We start from the raw sequence: 16,793 nt of genomic DNA, 5'->3' as shown, positions 1-16,793 counted from the left end.
GGCTTTGCGACGCGCTCGAAGGAGCTATTGATGAAAATCATTCTTGAGGGCGCCCCCAGCCGCGCTGAGTTGCAGGATGTCGCGGCCCGCCACGGCGTTGAACTTGTGAGCGTCGATAGTCTTGCCGATTTTGTCAGAGAGCTGCCCGAGGCCGATGCGCTCTGGACCGACCCGACCGTTTATGACGCCGAACGCGCGGCCGCCCTCAAACGCGACGCCGGCCGTCTCAAATGGATTCAACTAAAGAGCATGGGGTTCGACATCGTAAAGCGTTACGGCGCGCCCGGCGGCGTTGTCGTCACCAATGCGGGGGACGCCTATGCGCCATTTGTCGCCGAACATGCGCTCGCCCTGCTACTGGCGCTCTTTCGCCGGCTCCCCGACGCCCTCGGCCAGATGGCCAAGCACGAATGGGACCCTGCGATCGGCGCGGGGATGAAAACGCTCGATGAGGCCGTCGTGACGATTTTCGGCTTCGGCAACATCGGGCGGGAGATCGCCGCAAGGCTGCGCCCTTTTGGAGCGCGCATCATCGCGGTGAACCGCGCCGGAACGCCGCAGCCGCTCGCTGATGAAACGTTCTCCCGCGATCAGCTCGGCGAGGCGCTGAAGGTCAGCGATGCCCTTATCGTCGCGGCCCCGCTGACGGAGAGCACGCGCCATGCCATCGGCGCCGATGAGCTCGCCGCGCTGCCCCGGCGCGCGGTTGTCGTCAATATCGCCCGCGGCGAGATCATCGACGCGGGCGCTCTTTCCGCGGCGCTCAAAAAGGGCGTCATCGCCGGGGCGGGTCTCGACGTCACCGATCCTGAGCCGCCGCCATCCGACGATCCGCTGTGGACTTGCAGGAATGTCGTCATCACGCCGCATGTCGCGGTGATGGGCGGGGAGCTTCCCTCACGCCGCCTCGCGGCCATCGTCGAACGCAACCTCGTGCGCTTCATGAAGGGCGAGGAGCTGGAACATCGCGTCTCCCTGAAAGACTGACGGCGCCGTTCCTCACGCCTCGTCTCAGCCTGGCGTCGCAATCGCCGCTGCTTCCTTGCCTTCAAAGGCCGCGGCCACGGCGTCGTCGACGCGCTCCAGCCAGACGAATTCCAGGCGCTCGCGCGCATCAGGCGGAATGTCGTCATAATCGCGCCGGTTGCGGGCCGGCAGAAGGACGCGGGTCAATCCCGCGCGCGCCGCCGCGACGACCTTTTCCTTGATGCCGCCGACGGGCAGCACGAGCCCGCGCAGACTGATCTCGCCGGTCATGGCGGTGTCGTTGCGAACGAGGCGCCCGGTCAGGACCGAAACGAGTGCGACGAACATCGCAACGCCGGCGCTCGGGCCGTCCTTTGGCGTCGCGCCGGCGGGCACATGGACGTGAATGTCCGTCTTGTCGAAGGTCTCCGGATCGATCCCGAGATCCGCCGCACGGCTCTTGACGAGGCTGAGGGCGGCCTGAACGCTTTCGCGCATGACCTCGCCGAGCTGGCCGGTGAGAATGAGCTTGCCGTGGCCGGGCGTTTTCGTCGCTTCGATGAAGAGGATGTCGCCGCCGACGGGCGTCCAGGCGAGGCCGGTTGCGACGCCGGGCAGGCTGACGCGCATTGCGACTTCATCCTCGAAGCGCGGCGGCCCGAGAAGTTCGGCGAGGTCGGCGCGGGTGATATGCGCATGGCTGGCGCTGCCCTCCGCGATGCGGACCGCGACATGGCGCAGCGCGCGGCCGATTTCCCGCTCGAGATTGCGCACGCCGGCCTCGCGCGTATAGCCGCGGATGACGTCGGCGAGCGCGTCATCGTCGATCTCGACCTGATCCTGCGTCAAGCCGTTCGCCTCGAGCTGGCGGCGGACAAGATAGCGGCGCGCGATCTGCAGCTTTTCGGAATCCGTATAGCCGGCGAGGCTGATGATCTCCATACGGTCGCGCAGCGGACCCGGGATGGTGTCGAGCAGATTGGCGGTGGCGATAAAGACCACGCGGGACAAATCGAAAGGAACGGCCAGATAATTGTCGCGAAACGTGCCGTTCTGTTCGGGGTCCAGCACTTCGAGCATGGCGGAGGCCGGATCGCCATGAATGCCGGAGCCCATCTTGTCGATCTCGTCGAGCATCATGACGCAGTTGCGCGCGCCGGCCTTGCGGATGGCCTGAATGATATTGCCGGGCAGGGCGCCGACGTAGGTGCGGCGATGGCCCCTGATTTCGGCCTCGTCGTGAACGCCGCCGAGGCTGACGCGGACGAATTTGCGGCTCATGGCGCGGGCGATGGATTGGCCGAGCGAGGTCTTGCCGACGCCGGGCGGCCCGACAAAGCAAAGGATCGGCGCCTTGCCCCGCGGCGCGAGCTTGCGCACCGCGAGGTATTCGACGATGCGCTGCTTGATCTTTTCGAGGCCGAAATGGTCCGCGTCGAGAATGCGGCGCGCTTCCGCGATGTCGATTGGCGCTTCATCTGGAAGCGCCCAGGGCAATTCGATCAGCCAGTCGAGATAGGTGCGGATCATGCCATATTCGCCCGCGGCGTCGGGCATGCGCTCCAGCCTGCGCAATTCCTTGCGCGCGGCCTCTTCGACTTCCGGAGGCATGCCGGCCTTGGCGATCGCCTCAGTCAGCTCGGCGATCTCCTGCGCCTTGCCGTCGCCTTCGCCGAGCTGGCGCTGGATCGAGGCCATCTGTTCGCGCAGCAGGATCTCGCGCTGGCGTTCATCGAGGGAGGCCTTGGTCTGGCGGCTGATTTCCTGCGAGAGGCGGAGCACCTCGATGCGCTGGGCGAGCAGCCGGGCGATCTTGTCCATGCGCGCGGGCAGGTCGATGGTTTCGAGAATGTCCTGCTTTTGCTCCGGCGTTGCATCCATATAGGCGGCGACGAGGTCGCTGAGGGCCGCCGGCGAGGGGGCATTATTGACGGCGGCGATCAGTTCAGGCGGCGTCTGCGGCAGCAGCTGCAGCGCCTCCGACGCCTGGCCCTGGAGATGCACGAAACGCGCTTCAATGTCGGGCGAGCGGACGTCCTGCTCCTCGATGCGCCGCACGCGCGCGGCGAGAAAGGGCTTCTCCTTCACGAATTCTTCGACGTAGAAACGCTGCTCGCCCTGGCAGATCAGATGATGGCCGCCATCCTGCGCGGTGACGTAGCGCAGGATCGACGCGACGACGCCCATGCGATGCATGCTCAGCGGCGTTGGATCGTCCTCGGCGGGGTCGCGCTGCATGAGGAGGCCGATCGGGCGTCCCTGGCGCACAGCCTCCTGCGCCGCCGCGATCGACGCCGGCCGGCCGATGGTCACCGGCATGACGACGCCAGGAAACAGCACGAAGCTGCGAACCGGCACGATGATCAGCGCATCCTTGTGCGGATCGGCGTCGTTCGTGTCCGCGGCGGGGGCGGGGGCGCCGGTCGCGGCGTCTGCGGCGTGGACGGCCTGTGCAAAGAGGGGGGAGGCGAAGCGCGACATGGCGGGATTTCCGGTTGGACGATGATCTTGCAGGAAATAGCCGGCGCCTAGCTGAGATCATTCGTCAAAATAGGGAAGTGATGAGCAGGACGGATTTAGCTCATCGCGCTCTAAATCACTTTACGCAGGACGATGGCGAGACAGCCATTGGCCGCCGAAGGTCGCAAAACTTCATAGCGGCCGGGCGGCAGCGGCAGCGTCCGTTCGAAGCGTCCCTGCGGCAGCTCCAGGCGATGGATCGCGGCGGTTCTGAACTCTGGCGGCAGCAGCCGTTCGCCCGCGATCACCAGTTGACCGTTCTCGATCGCCACCTTGATGTTTTGCGGATCGACGCCGGGCAGCGCCGCCAGCACGATCAGTTCGCGGTCGGTCTCGACGACGTCGACGGGCGGCTCCCAGCTGGATTTGCGGCTTTGGCTCGAGGCGAGCTGGAAGAGCTGGCGATGAAGACGGTCCGCGCGCGCCAGCATATCCACCGCGTCGGACCACATCCAGGCCCGCGCATCCGGGTTCTTCATGCCAATTCCTCCGTCAGTAGGGCTCGGGCGGACCTTTGCGGGCGGCGGCCTCGTGTGACCGCCGCCGATATGCTTTTAACCGCCCGAACACCATCACGCAAACGCCGGAGGCAGCGTGGTCCCGCCGCCCGGCTCGCGAGCTTGTGTTGGTTCAGGCCGCTGGAATGTTCCTCAATGCGTTACGCACGGTTTATGATCCTGTCCACCCATTTTGGCCGGACGCCGCGAATTAGGATGCCTTCGAAGCGCCCCTGGCGAAGAACAGGTTGGGAGCAAACATGAGCTTACGCGCTTTGACCCTCGCTTTCGCGATTGCCCTTGGCCTCGCGGGGGCCTCCGCGGCCCCTGACGCGTCCGAGCCGAAACCGTGGAGGGGCAAGATCAATGGGTATGACGCTTACCTTCCTGACCTCGCAAAACCCGCGCGGGCGGCTTTCATCAATATCAGCCCGGTGTGGCTGCCCGACGGCGAGCCAAACTGGCGCGCCGTCGCCGCCGAGTTCAACAGCATCCAGCTCGATTTGCCGCTGACCTATTCCGACCCTGAGGGCAACGCAAAGAAGATTCTCGACACGCTGCGGGCGGCGGCCCGCCGACTCCCGAACCACCCCGAGATCGAGAATCTCAACGTCGTATTGTTCGGCTTTTCGGTCGGCGCGGCGGCGGCGGGCGGAACCGCGTCCAGCCCGCTTCTCTCAAACGCCGATTCGCGACTGCCGCCGCAAAGGGTTCTCGCGGTCATCGGCCTCGATGAACTCGATCAGCCGCCCTATCAGGCGCCGGCGTGGGTTCCGCAATTATTCCTTTCCGATCCGGACGACGGCTTTGGCGGACTTTTAACCGACGTCGAGGATGCAAACCCCAAGATTACGCACGACGCCTTCGCCCGCAACCTCGTCGCAAAAGCCGGCGCGCCCCTCACCTTGATCAGCCAGCCGGGGCATTGGCATGGCGGCTCGGTGCATGGATATCAGCATAGAATCGACTTTCGGTTTCTGCGGGTCTGGCTTGAGGAAGTGCTGAAGCTGCGCCTGCCCGCGACGCCTCCGCTCGCCGGCCCCGCTCTTGCGCCGGACTGGCGGAACCACGCCGGATGGCTTGGGACTTACGATGTCGCGGTCAGGACGTCGACGCAGCCCTGGAGCGACGGCGAGCGCATGGTCAATGTTGCGATCAGCCCGCGCGACAGCTACCACGATCCGCGGCCGTTCATCTGGCTGCCGAGCGAACGCGCCGCGAAGGTCTGGCGCGCTTACGCCGCCACGGGCAATATGCCGCCGCTGACGCCAGACCAGCCAATGACGCCTCTTGGCGCTTTCATCCGCCCCGGCCCCGATCCCACAGCCAAGGTCAATGATGCGATGGCGGCGGTTTCATCGGATCCAGCCGCCGCCGCGCCGCCTTCCGTGAATTGCGGCTTCGGCGGCGTCGGCGCCGATGGGTCGGTGCTGGTCGCCTTCGACAGGGCGATCAAGGCGGGCGAGGCTGCAAGCGAAGGCGTCGCGGCTGTCGACGCTCCGCCTGAGTTCTGGTCGAACGTCATGATCATCAGGCTGAAGAGCCTTGCGAGCGCGGGCCGGCTGAAGCTTACCCTGAGCAAGCTCACGCCCGCCGACGGCGGCCAGCCCGTTGACGCGGTGGTCACGGCGTCCTGCCGGTGACGACGACGCCTTAGCGGAGCGTCCAGGCGCCAGCGCGCCGATCGTCGTCTTTGGAAGCGTCCCGGGGGGCCGCGCGGTCGGGCTTGAGCCGGCGGCGGCGAACGTCTCCCTTTCATTCAAATGCCGAACATCTTTTTAGATCAGCGGCAAAGTTTCAAGGTCATCTTACCTTGCCAGCGCTGACCAGGCAGCGGCGCAACTTAAAATTGAGTGAATAAGGCAGGCGGGATCTTGGCGATTTACCGTAGAGAATAAATGATTATTAAAAACTGCGATCCCATCGAAATGATGTAATATATTTTCGATGGGTTTTTCAGACTGGTTATTGAGACGGCGCAGTTTTTTACAAAGCTCTAGCTTTGATCGTCAAAGGCCCCCGAAACGCTTTTGATCGGCGGTTCATATTTGGAGGGATGCGGTTATGCCCTATTTTTTTGATCGGCTGGAGGTGGAGTCGCCTCCTCTGACGCTGGCCGAGATCGGAGGCGCCGATCAGGGTCCGACGCCTTCGCTTTGGAGCAGGCTGGCGGCCCGTCCTTCGCCGAAGCCGGCTTTGAGCCCGTGGGGCGAGGTCGCCGATGCGAGGGAAATCGCCCCGGGCATCATGTGGTTTGCGACGCAAACGAGAAGCGGCTACCAGCTTTCTCCCTCGCGTCAGAAAGCCTTGCCGCGCTATCTGCGGACAGAGGACCGCTGGTACGAAGATACAACGGAATGGGCCGCCGTCGCCGTCGTGTTCGATCGAATCTTTGACAGAATGCCGTCGGGCGCGGCGACGGGCCATCAGTCGCTTTATGAGATCGGCAAGGAAACCCTGCGGCAGTGGAAACCGGAAGAATATGAAGCTTGGTTTCAGACGACCTTGGACCCGGACGAGATCTGGGGCCTCGCAGTTATGCAATTCCATCGGCTTCACGCCGACCACTGGATCGTCATCGATGTTTTCGACGATCGTCACGCTTTCGTTCCGGCCGGGCATCTTCATGCTCGGGCGAAGCGAGGGGGCGATCCGCCATACAGCGCCGAAGCCGGTGGAGCCAAGGCTCTGAGCCGCTGGTTCCGCGTGCACGCCCACGAGTTTACGCATAGGCGCGGCAGGCCGTTTCATATCGATCCGGTGAAACATCCTGAAATTGACGAGCCGAACTGCGCCGCCCGGTTTTTAGACGCGAATCACGCCGAATTTGGCGAAGCTTTCGCGATGTGAGGGTTTTCTCGCAGGGCGCGTTAAGGGGCGGCGAGCTATCTGCGCTTGCCAGCCCGTATTGTCGCTCGGCTGATGGACCGACCGCTTAATGTGCAGCTTCGCGCAAGGTTTCTGAAGCACTGTCTCCGCGATCGCAAGCATTGAAGCAATATCGGCGACGCGCAGCACAGGCTCAAAACTCAACTCCCCATGCGGCCGCAAACGGCATGACATCCGCACTGGCCTCGGCTCGCCCGGCATTGCGCCGCTTTATTATTTCCGCGCCAAGGACATCGAGTGATGGTCAGCCTAGTCCAAAGCACGATCGGCAGACGCGCCGCGAAGCCGTTCTCGACGCCTGTCTTTATTGGCATCGTGCGCGTCCTCGATTTCGCGCTTTTTCTTTTCGCCGCCTGCCTCGCGGCGAATGGACTCGCCGCCTGCTTCGAGGCGCCTTTGCCTGGTCCTTCCATGCTCGCCGCAATCATCGGCGCGTCGATCGGTTGCGCCATCCTCGCCTCGACGGGCTGCTATGCGATTGATCGCCTGCGCGTCGCGCAAACGCAGATGTGGGGGATCCTGAAAGCGGTTGTTTTCGCGGATGGCGCCGTGATCGCCTGCCTGTTCCTCGCCAATGCGCAGGCGCCGCCGCTTCGCGCCTTTCCCTTCGCCTTCGCGGCTTCGGGGCTTTTGACGCTGGCCGGCTTCCGCTTTGCCCTTGCGGCGTTGATGCGGCGCTGGATACAGGCTGGACGCTTTCGCCGCCGCATCGCCGTCGTCGCCGTCAGCGACTTCAGCCGTGAATTCATCGAGCGGCTGCGAACTGAGCCGGAGGCCTTCGAGATCGTTGGGATCTACGACGACCGCCTGCGCTCCGGCCGAGTCCCTGCGACGCACGCCAATGTCGCCGTTCGGGGTTCGGTCGCCGATCTCGTGCGCGATAGCCGCGAAGAGAAAATCGAGTTGATCGCCGTTGCGCTGCCGCTCAGCGCGGCGCAGCGCATATCGGATGTATTGGAGCAATTGAGCAGCACGGTCGCGGATGTCTGCCTCACCACGGACCTTGCCGGCCTCGCCTATCGCGGACATCAGTTCCGCGTCGTCGGCTCGAACCCGGTCATCTCGATCGGCGAAAATCCTCTGAAGGACTGGCGGGCCGCGAAGAAGCTCTGTTTCGACTATGCCGTCGGCGGGCTGGCCCTCATTTTTCTTTCGCCTCTGTTTGCCATGCTCGCTTTGATCATCCGGCTCGACAGCCCCGGACCGATCCTGTTCCGCCAACCTCGCCTCGGTTTCAACAACAGGATGTTCGTCTGCTATAAATTTCGCACCATGTATGCGGATATGACGGATGTCATGGCGGATCGCCAAACGAAGCGCGACGATCCACGCATCACGCGGGTTGGAAAATGGCTGCGCAAATCCAGTCTTGACGAGCTGCCGCAACTTTTCAATGTGATGAATGGCACGATGTCGTTGGTCGGACCACGACCACATGCGCCAAACACCAAGGCGGCCGATCGGCTGTTCGCGGATGTGGTGCAACAATATGCGCTACGTCATCGCGTCAAGCCTGGCATTACCGGCTGGGCGCAGGTCAATGGCTGGCGCGGCGAGACGACAACCATCGAACAGGTAGAGAACCGCGTGCGCTGCGATCTGTTTTATATCGACAATTGGTCTGTGCTTTTCGATATCAAGATTGGCGTCATGACCATCCTGCGCGAGATTCATAGTGAAAACGCATTCTGACCAGATTGCTTTATTCCGCAGCGCGATGCCGGAAGTTGCAGGCTCTTCGGACCAATAACGCGCGTTAATACAAACGCTTAAAGAGAGGAATGCGATTCCGCGACGAACGAATGAGTCGGGATAGCCACGGACGCGAGGCGCGTGGCATAGAAGAGGCCGCTTCAGTCCTCACGCTATCGCGCCCATCGCGTTCAAGGCTGCAATGACACCTTTCCGTCTGAAGCAAATTCGTGCTGGAGCGCATCGCTGGACAATTCCTCCAGGATGGCCTCGAGGTGAAGGCGAAAATTCGTGTTGAGATATTTCCGCTCGACCTTCTGACGGCCGCGTTCGCCCATCGCCTTCGCCAGCCCGGGCTGCGTCAGCAGGTCGTGGAGCCGATCCGCCAACGCTGGAACATTGGTCGGATCGATGACGTATCCATCAACGCCATCCGATATGATTTCACTTGGCGCGCCAACCGAACTGCAGATGACCGGCAAACCGTGTTGCCACGCCTCGAGATAGACAATGCCGAATCCCTCCTTGTTGGACGGCATGGCGAAGACCGAGGCCCGCGCGTAGGCCTTTTGCAAATCCTGATCGTCGAGACGCCCGTGAAATGTGACATTGTCGTCAAGACCCAGTCCCCTCGCCATCGCTTCAAGCTCGGGCCGTAGGGTGCCGTCGCCCACGATCTCATATCTGACGCCTGGCAGTCTCTCTTTCAGAGCGGCCACGGCGGTGATCATCAAGCCGACGTTTTTCTCGCGATCGGCGGAGCCGAGACGGGAGACCGTCAAAATTGTGAGAGGCTGCCCGGCGGAAGCGGCGGCCGCGCCTTCCAACGGATCGACCGCGTTCGGCAGCACCCTGAATTTTTCTGGCGCGACATGAAATTCCCGCGCCATGACATCTGCCGTGAACTGGCTAACCGAGGCGATCCGCGTCAGCACGCCGATCAACGGCGTTTCGTAGAAACGCTTCTTGCGGTGGATTTGCTGATTCCATACATCGTCTCCATGCACGAACAGCAAAATCGGCAGTTTGGGGCGAAATAGTCGGACCGCTACGGCGATGGGAAGCAGATTGATAAGGCCCAGAACCAGAATATCGGCTTCCATGACTCCGGCCCAAACGGACGCGATGAAAAATCGCCACCGTCCTTTGGGCGTCGCAATATCGAGCCCGTCGAAGGTTGGAATCTCGACCCCGTCGTCGCCAGCCAATATTGCAAGCGCGGACTGCTTTTGCCGGCCATCGCGTGAGCGCGACGCTACATTGACCAGCACTCGCCGGTTGAAATTCTGCAGGCCGCCAACGCATGAATAGGTCTCGAGCATGCAGATGACCGGGCGCGTCTTTTTGCGCCGCCAAATTGACAGCATAGCAGCCTCACGAATACGAATGACTAATAAATATGAATAAAGTTCAATAAGCGTTAGATATCGAATCGAATATTTTGCGATTCGCCAAGGATCAGCGGCGCAATATTCAGTATATCCCGCCGTTTTTTCAAAGTCTTGACGCGAATGGGTAATCAGCGGGTTGAAAAACGCCGAGGACGCAGGTTGAGGCGCCATGCCAGCAGAGCGAGCGCGCCGTCAGCTCCGGCCAGCCCATGCTCATCGCGGCGCCGGGCGCGCCGCTTTCGTCGGGACGCATCCAGCTAAAGCGTCTTTTCAAGGAGTTGCTCGATCCATTCGGCTTGCGTCTCGCCAATGGAGCGGCCTGTCTCCTGCGTCCCCTTGAAGCAGATCAACGTGCTTTGCAGATGCGCGCCAAAGCGGCGCATCAGCTCCTTTTGCGTGTCGAAATCTACGTTGAAAATCTCGAGTTCCTTGAAGCGCGGATCCGTGCGCAGCTTTTCGATGATCGGCTTTTGCGCCGCGCACACTGGACACCAAGGCGCGGTGATTTCCACGAGGATCGGCTTGCCCGCCTTTTGCGCCGCTTCAAAAGCGCTTTGATCGAAGGGCGTTGGCGGCCCTCCGGCGAGAGCCGCGCGGAAGCTGAGAGCGGCGATCGAGGCGGCAAGCAAAGCGCGGCGACTGAGCATGGCTTAACCCCTTTGGGCTGATCCTCGACCTGGCGGCCGCGGGCGCCATCCGCCCGAGGGCCCCTGATTGCAGCCGCGCCGTCGGTTATCGCGGCTGATCTGCCGGGTCCGCCTCCGCCCAGACCGGATCGGCCTTGACGGTGGCGGGGTCGCGCTCGGCCTGCCAGCCCTCCAGTCCTTCCGGGTACCAGTAAACCTCTTTGTAGCCGAGCCCGACCAGACGTTTGGCGGCGTTCCAGCTGCCCCAGCATTCGGGATGGCAGAAGGTGACGATAGGGCGCGACAGATCTCCGCCCGTCAGATCCGCGATGCGGCGGGCGAATGCGTCTGCAAAGGGCGCGTCGGACGATCCGCCGCCAGCGCCCGGCATCCACACAGCGCCCGGGATCGACCTGTGCGCCGGCATCCATGGCGTCGAATCGGACATGGATGGCGGCTTCTTGTCGGCGAGCGCGACATCGATCAGCACGGGCTTTTTTTCAGCGAGGAGCCTGGTCAGAGCCGCGGTGTCGAGGACGCTCGCGCCTTCGACCGTGTTCGGCGTATAACCGTGCATCGGCCCCTGCCACAGGCCGGTTGGCTCCGGCACATGGCCAGGACTGTCGGCCGGCGCCGCGGCGATCAAGGCGAGGCCGAAAGCAATCGCAGTGAAATGGCGCATGTTCGCCGATCTCAATTGCTCAGCTGCGGCCCGGGAAAACTCTTTTCCCAATGGGCTTTGTTGCTGTCGTCGACCGCGATTTTCACCTCGCCCTGCGGCACGAGGCCGAAGCTGATCACCGGGTTGCTGGCGAGCGAAATATCGGTTGAAAGGTCGAACACTTTTTTATCGCCAGTCGTGACGCTGATCGACTGGATATAGCGCGCCGGTGTATACATGCGGCTGATCTGATCCATCTGCATCCCGTTGAAGTTTGGATGGCGCACCATCAGCGTCGCTTGCGTCGCCTTGCCCGGCGCGGCGTCCGGCGGGAATTTCAGTCGGATGTCGCCTATGTCCTTCATCGCTTCTTCATTGGACATGCCCATCGGCGCGGAGCATCCGCCCGCCGCCTTGATGAACCTGACGGCCTCGTAAAGTCCGCCGTCCGCCGTTTCCGCTATGGCATGGACATTCGTGTAGGTGTTGACGCGCACGCGAAGCTTGATTTCGCGGGGATCGGCGGCGGGTCCGAAGATGAAATGCGCGGCGACGGGCGAGGGATTGTCGTCGATGATGAGATACATGCCTTTGATCGGCTCTTTGCCGGGGAGTGTGACGGTCATCGGCACGAGAGAGGCGTCCTCCGCGCGAAGCGACGTTCCGAGCTCTATGACGCCCGCGCCATCCTTCGGCGCGCGATCGCCGAACACCGTCTTGGCGATGTCCTGCCAGCGGGCTTCCCGCTCCGCCGGATCATCGCCCGCCGCCGCCCGCGCGGGAGGCGAGGCCATGAAGGCGGCCGTCAACGCCGCCACCGCAAAGCCGAAGGAAGCAACGGCCCTTGGCGCGAAAAATGCCCGCATTTTCATCTCCTCCAAGCGGTCTCATCGGTCTTGTGGACGCCGGATGCGCGCCGCCGATATTTTTTGATTTTGAACGTATAAACGGGGACAGGCAACTTCGCCATATCTGTTCCCGCCTCCAAACAAATGTGGGTTCTCGCCTTAAAAAGCAAGACAGCGCCCTGTCAGCCCTGACTTTTCGCGAGCCAGGCTCTGACCCCATCAAGACCGCGGAAATCTTCGAGACCGCGCGCCGGGATTTTGGGATAGGCCTCGCTCGTCATATTCGCTAGCGCCCGGCCGGGGCCAAGCTCGATAAATCTATCGACGCCTGCCTCGACGCAGGCCTCAAGGCAGGCCGCCCAGTCGATCGTTTGCGAAATCTGAGCGGCGAGCTTGTCGAGCCCCGCTTCGACATTCAGCACGGCCGCGGCGTCAATGCCGCTGATGAGGCGTATGCGCGACGGTGGGCGTTGCAGCGGCCGCTCTGCCGCTAAAGCTTGGCGATAGCGCGCGCTGGCGGCTTTGAGGCGGGGGGTGTGAGAGGCGGCGTTGACTTTGAGCGCGCCCGCCTTGGAGGCTCCCTGGCGCAGCGCCTCATCGCACAACGCGCCGAGTTCAATGCGATCGCCGCCGAGAATAAAGGTTTCGCCGGGGTTGATGATGGCGACGGCGCAAGCGTGACGCGCGCAGAGCGCGTCGATGCGCTGGCCGTGGAGGCCGCGGACGAAGGCGAGGCCATCGCCGGGAGCGCCCGCTTCATCCATCATCGCCGCCCGTTGCCGAGCAAGATCAATCGTCGCCGCCGGTGTAAAAAGCCCCGCGCAGCCCCAGGCCGCCAGCTCCCCTATGCTGTAGCCCGCGATCGTGGTGCGTCCGGAAAGGGATTCGACGACAGACGTGAGAGCCGCGAAGCCCGCGAGCGCCTGCGTCACGCAAAGAATTTGCCCGGCCGCGTTGGCGTGCATCGTCGCATCGCTGCTTTCATGAACGAAGGCGCGTGGATCGCAGCCGAGCGCCTCAGTCGCTGCCGCGAAGACGCCGGCGGCTTCCGGCGCGTCCGCCGTCAGAGCGAACATGTCGCGATGCTGGGTTCCCTGGCCCGAGCAGAGGATGGCGAGCGTCATTGCGCCTCGCGCGCATGATCGAATTCGCTCCGCACGGATCGGGCAGGTCGCTCGACCGCGCGGACAAAGAGGCTCATGCTCAGCAGATCAGCCGAACCGCCGGGGCTGAGCTGGCGAAGGACAAATTCGTCATGGACGCGGGCGGCGCTTTCGCGCCAGCCTGGTGCGCCGACGCCGCCCCGGTCCAGAAACTCCGCCGCGCGCCTTTGCGCGAAGGCGAGGCCCTCGGCGCCGCCGCGATGCAGAATATTGGTGTCCGCGACGCCAGCGATGAGCGCGAAGATCGCCTGCACCCGCGCGGCTTCCAGATCATGCGGCGCAAGCCTTAGGCCTTCGTCGAGAGCGGGCGCGCCCAACATGTAAACGCTTGGAAATCCCGTCGCCGCTTCGCCCCTCGCGCCGCTCGCGCCATATCTGCGGCCGGCCCGCGATCCGTGGCTATGCAGCGCGGCGGGGCCCTCGTGGATCGCCCGCCCCCAACGGCGGCTGACGGTCGCGCCAAGCGTTGGTTCGCGGGCGTTGCGCAAGGCGGCGGCGGCGCAAAGGAGGCCAAGGCCGAAGATCGCGCCTCTATGGGTGTTGACGCCGCCGGTCGCCGCCAGCATCTCGGCTTCCGCCGCCATGCCGACGCCGCGCAGGCGATCCATATCGGCGCCGGCGCCGGCGGCCTTTGCGATCGCCGCAAAAAACGGTTCAAGAACACCCGCGCTGCGATGAAGCAAAGCGGCGTCCATATCGGCGTGGCTGCCATTATCGACATGGCTGACGAGGCCGGGCTTTGGCCAGGTGTCGACCTCGAGGCGAAGACAGGCCGTGGCGAGCGCGCCGATCGCTTCCGGCGTCAAGGCGGCCTTTTCGCCGCTCGCCGGGTTTTGGGGCGCTTCCGGGCTGACGCGCAGAGCAAGCGCGGCGCTCACGAGGCGGCGCGCCAGTCTCGCGCTCCCCGAGTCGCGACGCCCGGAGTAAGGAATGCGCGCCGCGGCCATAGAGCGACGTCTTTGATGGTCTTGACCAGGATTTCTTCGGCTCCAGCGGCGAGTTCGCGCCAGTTTGCCGCCAAGCCCGCATCGAGCCGGAGGATCTCTCCGTCGAGCCGCATGGGAGCGCCGGCCTCGATCCGCGCCAGCCCTTCAAGCAGCGCCGCGACGTCAGCGTCGGGCGCGACGGCGAAAAGAAGATCGAGGTCGGAGGAGGGGCTCAAATAATCGAGGCCTGTCAGGGCGGACCAGGCAAGGGCGCCGAAAACGCGCGGCTCAACGCCAACGCCATTGCAAAAGTGGAAGATCGCCTCGATCGCCGGGCGCCACCCTGCTGGCGCGAAGGCTGCGCAATCGGCGAGGAGCGGCGGCGGCTCAAGGCTCAAAATCGCGCCGGGCGCGAGTTGCAAGGCGATGCGCTTCTTGCCATGCGCGGGCGGCAACGGAATGCCGGCCGGAACGAGGTCTCTTGCGTCGCAAGGCGCGCGGCGGCGGGCGATCAGCGGGCGGTCCGCCAGCACCCAATCTTTTAAGAGCGGGTCCGTGAGGTCCGGCCGCTCGGCGAGCATCAAGGCGTAAGCTTGCGCCTCGACGCGAAGCAGCGCGTGGCGCGCGGGCGAAGCTGGCGTTCCCCACGCCGCGAACAAACGATCAGACATCGCTGGCCGCGAGGGACTGGACGCGCAACGCTATGTCCGCGGCTTTGGGTCTCCCGCCGCGCGCCTTGCCGAGGGCGTCGCGGTGATCGCCGGCGGTCGGTTGGCGTTGAAGCAGCTCCGATAGCTGCGCGGCAAGCGATTTATTCGGGTCCCAGCTTTCGAGCACGGCGCCGGTCTGCGCGAGATTATCGAGCCCCGGCGCAAAGACGGGGGTCGATTTCGCCTTCTCTTTCAACACGTCGATTGAAAGCTTCGTCACGCGCGACATGGATGGCAGGTCCATCACTTCGGGGTCGGCGCCCGGCAGGGCGACCAGAACGCGCGTCGAAAGCGCGGTGGCGATGAAGGCGCCTGCGGCGGTGTGGCCATAGAGCAGGCCGATCGTCGCTATGCCGCGGAGATCAGCGAGAATGAGGCTTTTTGACAGATGCGCGAGATATTCGCTGAGGCCCAGCATCTCGTCGCGCTTGCTCATGCGCTGGCTGTCGCTGTCGACGAGAACGAGCAGGGGCCCCGTGTGGCCCGCCTCGATGACCGCCAGCACCTTTCGCGCCAATTTCACCGCGCCGTCGACGCCGAGCGCGGCCCTGTGCGCAATGCCGATCACTTCAGTGCGGGCGCCGTTTTCTGAAGGCCCCGAACCGAAGACAAGCCCTTCATCGTCGACCACGACATCATGGCCTTGGGGAAAGAGCGAGGCCAGGATTTCATCGGGCGTCATGGCTTTTCTCCTGAACCTTGTCGGCGATCTCGATGAAGGCGTCGGTTTCCATGTCGGGAATTTTTTCGGGCGCGGCGACGCCGAGCTTGGCCCAGATTTCCGTCGCGTCCGCGCAGGCGCCGAAGCGCTCCAGCCTTTGTTCGAGCCGCGCCTGCTCGGCCAGCATGGAGGCGAGATCGAAGCGCGGAGCGGTTTGGATCAGTTCCAGCGCCGCCTGGCGAAAACTCTCGATCGAATCATCGGCAAAACCGTCGGCGACGCCAAGCAGGCGGCGGCTCTTGCCGCCCATCGTCCGCCAGACGAGCGCGCGGTCTTGTGAATCGAATTCCTCGACGCCTTTGTTGGTCTCGATCACTTCGGGGCCTGAGACGCTGATGCGGCCTTGCTCGGAGACCACAAGAGCGCTGCAACAGCCGGAGATCAATCCGCCGCCGCCATAACAGCCGGCGCGGCCGCCGATCAGTCCGATGACGCGCCCGCCAGCGGCGCGCAAGTCAAGGACTGCGCGCATGATTTCAGCGATCGCCAGTTCCCCGGCGTTCGCTTCCTGCAGCCGAACCCCGCCCGTATCGAACAGGATGAGCACGTCGCTGACATTTGCGCGGGCGGCGCGCAAAAGCCCGACAAGCTTCGCGCCATGCACTTCGCCGAAGGCGCCGCCCATGAAGCGGCCTTCCTGCGCGGCGATGAAAAATTTTTTGCCTTTGAGCGTCCCGCGCCCGACGACCATGCCGTCGTCGAACTGCTTGGGCAGGTCGAAGATATCGAGATGCGGGCTTTCTTCGCGCTCCGCCGGGCCGATGAATTCCTGGAAACTGCCGGGATCGACGAGGCCCGCGATGCGCGCGCGGGCGCTCGCCTCGTACCAGCTCACAAGGGCGGGATTGGCGTTCAGCAAGGCGCTCAAGCGCTTTCCTCCTCGATCAGCCGCAGCCCCTGGGCGAGCCGCAAGGCGACGGTATCCGGCCGCGCGCCGCCATCATTGATCGACATGCGCAATCCTCCGGGCGAATAGCGCTCGACGAAATCGGCGACGACCGCCGACCAGACTTCCCCGAAGCCATGCGCGGCGGTGGCGACGTCGATCAGGCAATCCTCATCCGGCAGCATGCGCTCGACCAGCACTTCGAGATTGCCGGAGGCGACGACGCCGACGATCGCCTCGCGCTTCGTTCCCGATGCGGGCTTTCTGGCTTTATGACGAAATGTGAGATTTTCCATT

The 16,793-nt window shown here is 63.7% G+C and carries 16 protein-coding genes; 4 read left to right on the top strand and 12 right to left on the bottom strand.

What is annotated here, in order from left to right:
- The first annotated feature begins 30 nt into the window (after positions 1–30).
- Positions 31–987, top strand: coding sequence for an NAD(P)-dependent oxidoreductase (locus tag SIN04_RS13100; protein WP_134489845.1), 957 nt, complete (start codon positions 31–33; stop codon positions 985–987).
- A 24-nt stretch (positions 988–1,011) separates the two neighbouring features.
- On the opposite strand, the gene lon is transcribed toward SIN04_RS13100, so the two are convergent.
- Positions 1,012–3,447 (bottom strand): endopeptidase La, encoded by a 2,436-nt coding sequence (gene lon / locus SIN04_RS13095; protein ID WP_341263959.1) that lies wholly within the window; start codon positions 3,445–3,447, stop codon positions 1,012–1,014.
- Positions 3,448–3,557: 110 nt separating this feature from the next.
- Positions 3,558–3,965: an Hsp20/alpha crystallin family protein gene (locus SIN04_RS13090; protein WP_134489841.1), complete on the bottom strand. Its 408-nt coding sequence runs from the start codon at positions 3,963–3,965 to the stop codon at positions 3,558–3,560.
- A gap of 278 nt (positions 3,966–4,243) precedes the next feature.
- Between SIN04_RS13090 and SIN04_RS13085 the strand changes: the two genes are divergently transcribed.
- The 3 genes from SIN04_RS13085 (at position 4,244) to SIN04_RS13075 (ending at position 8,564) form a co-directional block, all read left to right on the top strand.
- Positions 4,244–5,626 carry a hypothetical protein gene (locus tag SIN04_RS13085; RefSeq protein ID WP_134489839.1) on the top strand — a complete coding sequence of 461 codons (1,383 nt, stop codon included), beginning with the start codon at positions 4,244–4,246 and terminating at the stop codon, positions 5,624–5,626.
- A 421-nt stretch (positions 5,627–6,047) separates the two neighbouring features.
- Positions 6,048–6,833, top strand: coding sequence for a DUF7007 domain-containing protein (locus tag SIN04_RS13080; RefSeq protein ID WP_134489837.1), 786 nt, complete (start codon positions 6,048–6,050; stop codon positions 6,831–6,833).
- A gap of 279 nt (positions 6,834–7,112) precedes the next feature.
- Positions 7,113–8,564, top strand: a complete 1,452-nt coding sequence (locus tag SIN04_RS13075) for an undecaprenyl-phosphate glucose phosphotransferase (protein ID WP_134489835.1) — start codon at positions 7,113–7,115, stop codon at positions 8,562–8,564.
- A 191-nt stretch (positions 8,565–8,755) separates the two neighbouring features.
- Here the strand turns inward: SIN04_RS13075 and SIN04_RS13070 are convergent, their stop codons facing one another.
- The 10 genes from SIN04_RS13070 to mdcC all read right to left on the bottom strand — a co-directional run bounded on the left by SIN04_RS13070 (position 8,756) and on the right by mdcC (position 16,792).
- Positions 8,756–9,931: a glycosyltransferase family 4 protein gene (locus SIN04_RS13070; protein WP_166795930.1), complete on the bottom strand. Its 1,176-nt coding sequence runs from the start codon at positions 9,929–9,931 to the stop codon at positions 8,756–8,758.
- Positions 9,932–10,212: 281 nt separating this feature from the next.
- Positions 10,213–10,602, bottom strand: coding sequence for a thioredoxin family protein (locus tag SIN04_RS13065; RefSeq protein WP_134489831.1), 390 nt, complete (start codon positions 10,600–10,602; stop codon positions 10,213–10,215).
- Positions 10,603–10,687: 85 nt separating this feature from the next.
- On the bottom strand, positions 10,688–11,263 hold the full coding sequence (locus SIN04_RS13060) for a rhodanese-like domain-containing protein (protein WP_134489829.1): 576 nt from the start codon (positions 11,261–11,263) through the stop codon (positions 10,688–10,690).
- An 11-nt stretch (positions 11,264–11,274) separates the two neighbouring features.
- Positions 11,275–12,108: a quinoprotein dehydrogenase-associated SoxYZ-like carrier gene (locus SIN04_RS13055; protein ID WP_134489827.1), complete on the bottom strand. Its 834-nt coding sequence runs from the start codon at positions 12,106–12,108 to the stop codon at positions 11,275–11,277.
- A 164-nt stretch (positions 12,109–12,272) separates the two neighbouring features.
- Positions 12,273–13,214, bottom strand: coding sequence for an ACP S-malonyltransferase (locus tag SIN04_RS13050; RefSeq protein WP_341263958.1), 942 nt, complete (start codon positions 13,212–13,214; stop codon positions 12,273–12,275).
- Positions 13,211–14,131, bottom strand: a complete 921-nt coding sequence (gene mdcB, locus SIN04_RS13045) for a triphosphoribosyl-dephospho-CoA synthase MdcB (protein ID WP_244605799.1) — start codon at positions 14,129–14,131, stop codon at positions 13,211–13,213. The genes SIN04_RS13050 and mdcB overlap by 4 nt, the downstream gene beginning before the upstream one ends.
- Positions 14,128–14,850, bottom strand: coding sequence for a malonate decarboxylase holo-[acyl-carrier-protein] synthase (gene mdcG, locus SIN04_RS13040; RefSeq protein WP_134489823.1), 723 nt, complete (start codon positions 14,848–14,850; stop codon positions 14,128–14,130). The genes mdcB and mdcG overlap by 4 nt, the downstream gene beginning before the upstream one ends.
- Positions 14,843–15,571, bottom strand: a complete 729-nt coding sequence (locus tag SIN04_RS13035) for a biotin-independent malonate decarboxylase subunit gamma (protein WP_134489821.1) — start codon at positions 15,569–15,571, stop codon at positions 14,843–14,845. The genes mdcG and SIN04_RS13035 overlap by 8 nt, the downstream gene beginning before the upstream one ends.
- Positions 15,558–16,478, bottom strand: a complete 921-nt coding sequence (locus SIN04_RS13030) for a biotin-independent malonate decarboxylase subunit beta (protein ID WP_134489819.1) — start codon at positions 16,476–16,478, stop codon at positions 15,558–15,560. Before SIN04_RS13030 ends, SIN04_RS13035 begins: the two co-directional genes overlap by 14 nt.
- Positions 16,475–16,792, bottom strand: coding sequence for a malonate decarboxylase acyl carrier protein (mdcC, locus tag SIN04_RS13025; protein WP_134489817.1), 318 nt, complete (start codon positions 16,790–16,792; stop codon positions 16,475–16,477). The genes SIN04_RS13030 and mdcC overlap by 4 nt, the downstream gene beginning before the upstream one ends.
- Between the last annotated feature and the right edge of the window lies 1 nt (position 16,793).

Origin of the sequence: Methylocella tundrae (assembly GCF_038024855.1) — a bacterium.
In the GTDB taxonomy this organism is placed as follows: domain Bacteria; phylum Pseudomonadota; class Alphaproteobacteria; order Rhizobiales; family Beijerinckiaceae; genus Methylocapsa; species Methylocapsa tundrae.
This window is presented reverse-complemented; position numbering and strand designations above follow the sequence as displayed.

Excerpts from the sequence above, each read along its gene's own strand:
- SIN04_RS13100 (WP_134489845.1), top strand. The coding sequence starts at position 31 with ATGAAAATCATTCTTGAGGGCGCCCCCAGCCGCGCTGAGTTGCAGGAT.
- lon (WP_341263959.1), bottom strand. The coding sequence starts at position 3,447 with ATGTCGCGCTTCGCCTCCCCCCTCTTTGCACAGGCCGTCCACGCCGCA.
- SIN04_RS13090 (WP_134489841.1), bottom strand. The coding sequence starts at position 3,965 with ATGAAGAACCCGGATGCGCGGGCCTGGATGTGGTCCGACGCGGTGGAT.
- SIN04_RS13085 (WP_134489839.1), top strand. The coding sequence starts at position 4,244 with ATGAGCTTACGCGCTTTGACCCTCGCTTTCGCGATTGCCCTTGGCCTC.
- SIN04_RS13080 (WP_134489837.1), top strand. The coding sequence starts at position 6,048 with ATGCCCTATTTTTTTGATCGGCTGGAGGTGGAGTCGCCTCCTCTGACG.
- SIN04_RS13075 (WP_134489835.1), top strand. The coding sequence starts at position 7,113 with ATGGTCAGCCTAGTCCAAAGCACGATCGGCAGACGCGCCGCGAAGCCG.
- SIN04_RS13070 (WP_166795930.1), bottom strand. The coding sequence starts at position 9,931 with ATGCTGTCAATTTGGCGGCGCAAAAAGACGCGCCCGGTCATCTGCATG.
- SIN04_RS13065 (WP_134489831.1), bottom strand. The coding sequence starts at position 10,602 with ATGCTCAGTCGCCGCGCTTTGCTTGCCGCCTCGATCGCCGCTCTCAGC.
- SIN04_RS13060 (WP_134489829.1), bottom strand. The coding sequence starts at position 11,263 with ATGCGCCATTTCACTGCGATTGCTTTCGGCCTCGCCTTGATCGCCGCG.
- SIN04_RS13055 (WP_134489827.1), bottom strand. The coding sequence starts at position 12,108 with ATGCGGGCATTTTTCGCGCCAAGGGCCGTTGCTTCCTTCGGCTTTGCG.
- SIN04_RS13050 (WP_341263958.1), bottom strand. The coding sequence starts at position 13,214 with ATGACGCTCGCCATCCTCTGCTCGGGCCAGGGAACCCAGCATCGCGAC.
- mdcG (WP_134489823.1), bottom strand. The coding sequence starts at position 14,850 with ATGTCTGATCGTTTGTTCGCGGCGTGGGGAACGCCAGCTTCGCCCGCG.
- SIN04_RS13035 (WP_134489821.1), bottom strand. The coding sequence starts at position 15,571 with ATGACGCCCGATGAAATCCTGGCCTCGCTCTTTCCCCAAGGCCATGAT.
- mdcC (WP_134489817.1), bottom strand. The coding sequence starts at position 16,792 with ATGGAAAATCTCACATTTCGTCATAAAGCCAGAAAGCCCGCATCGGGA.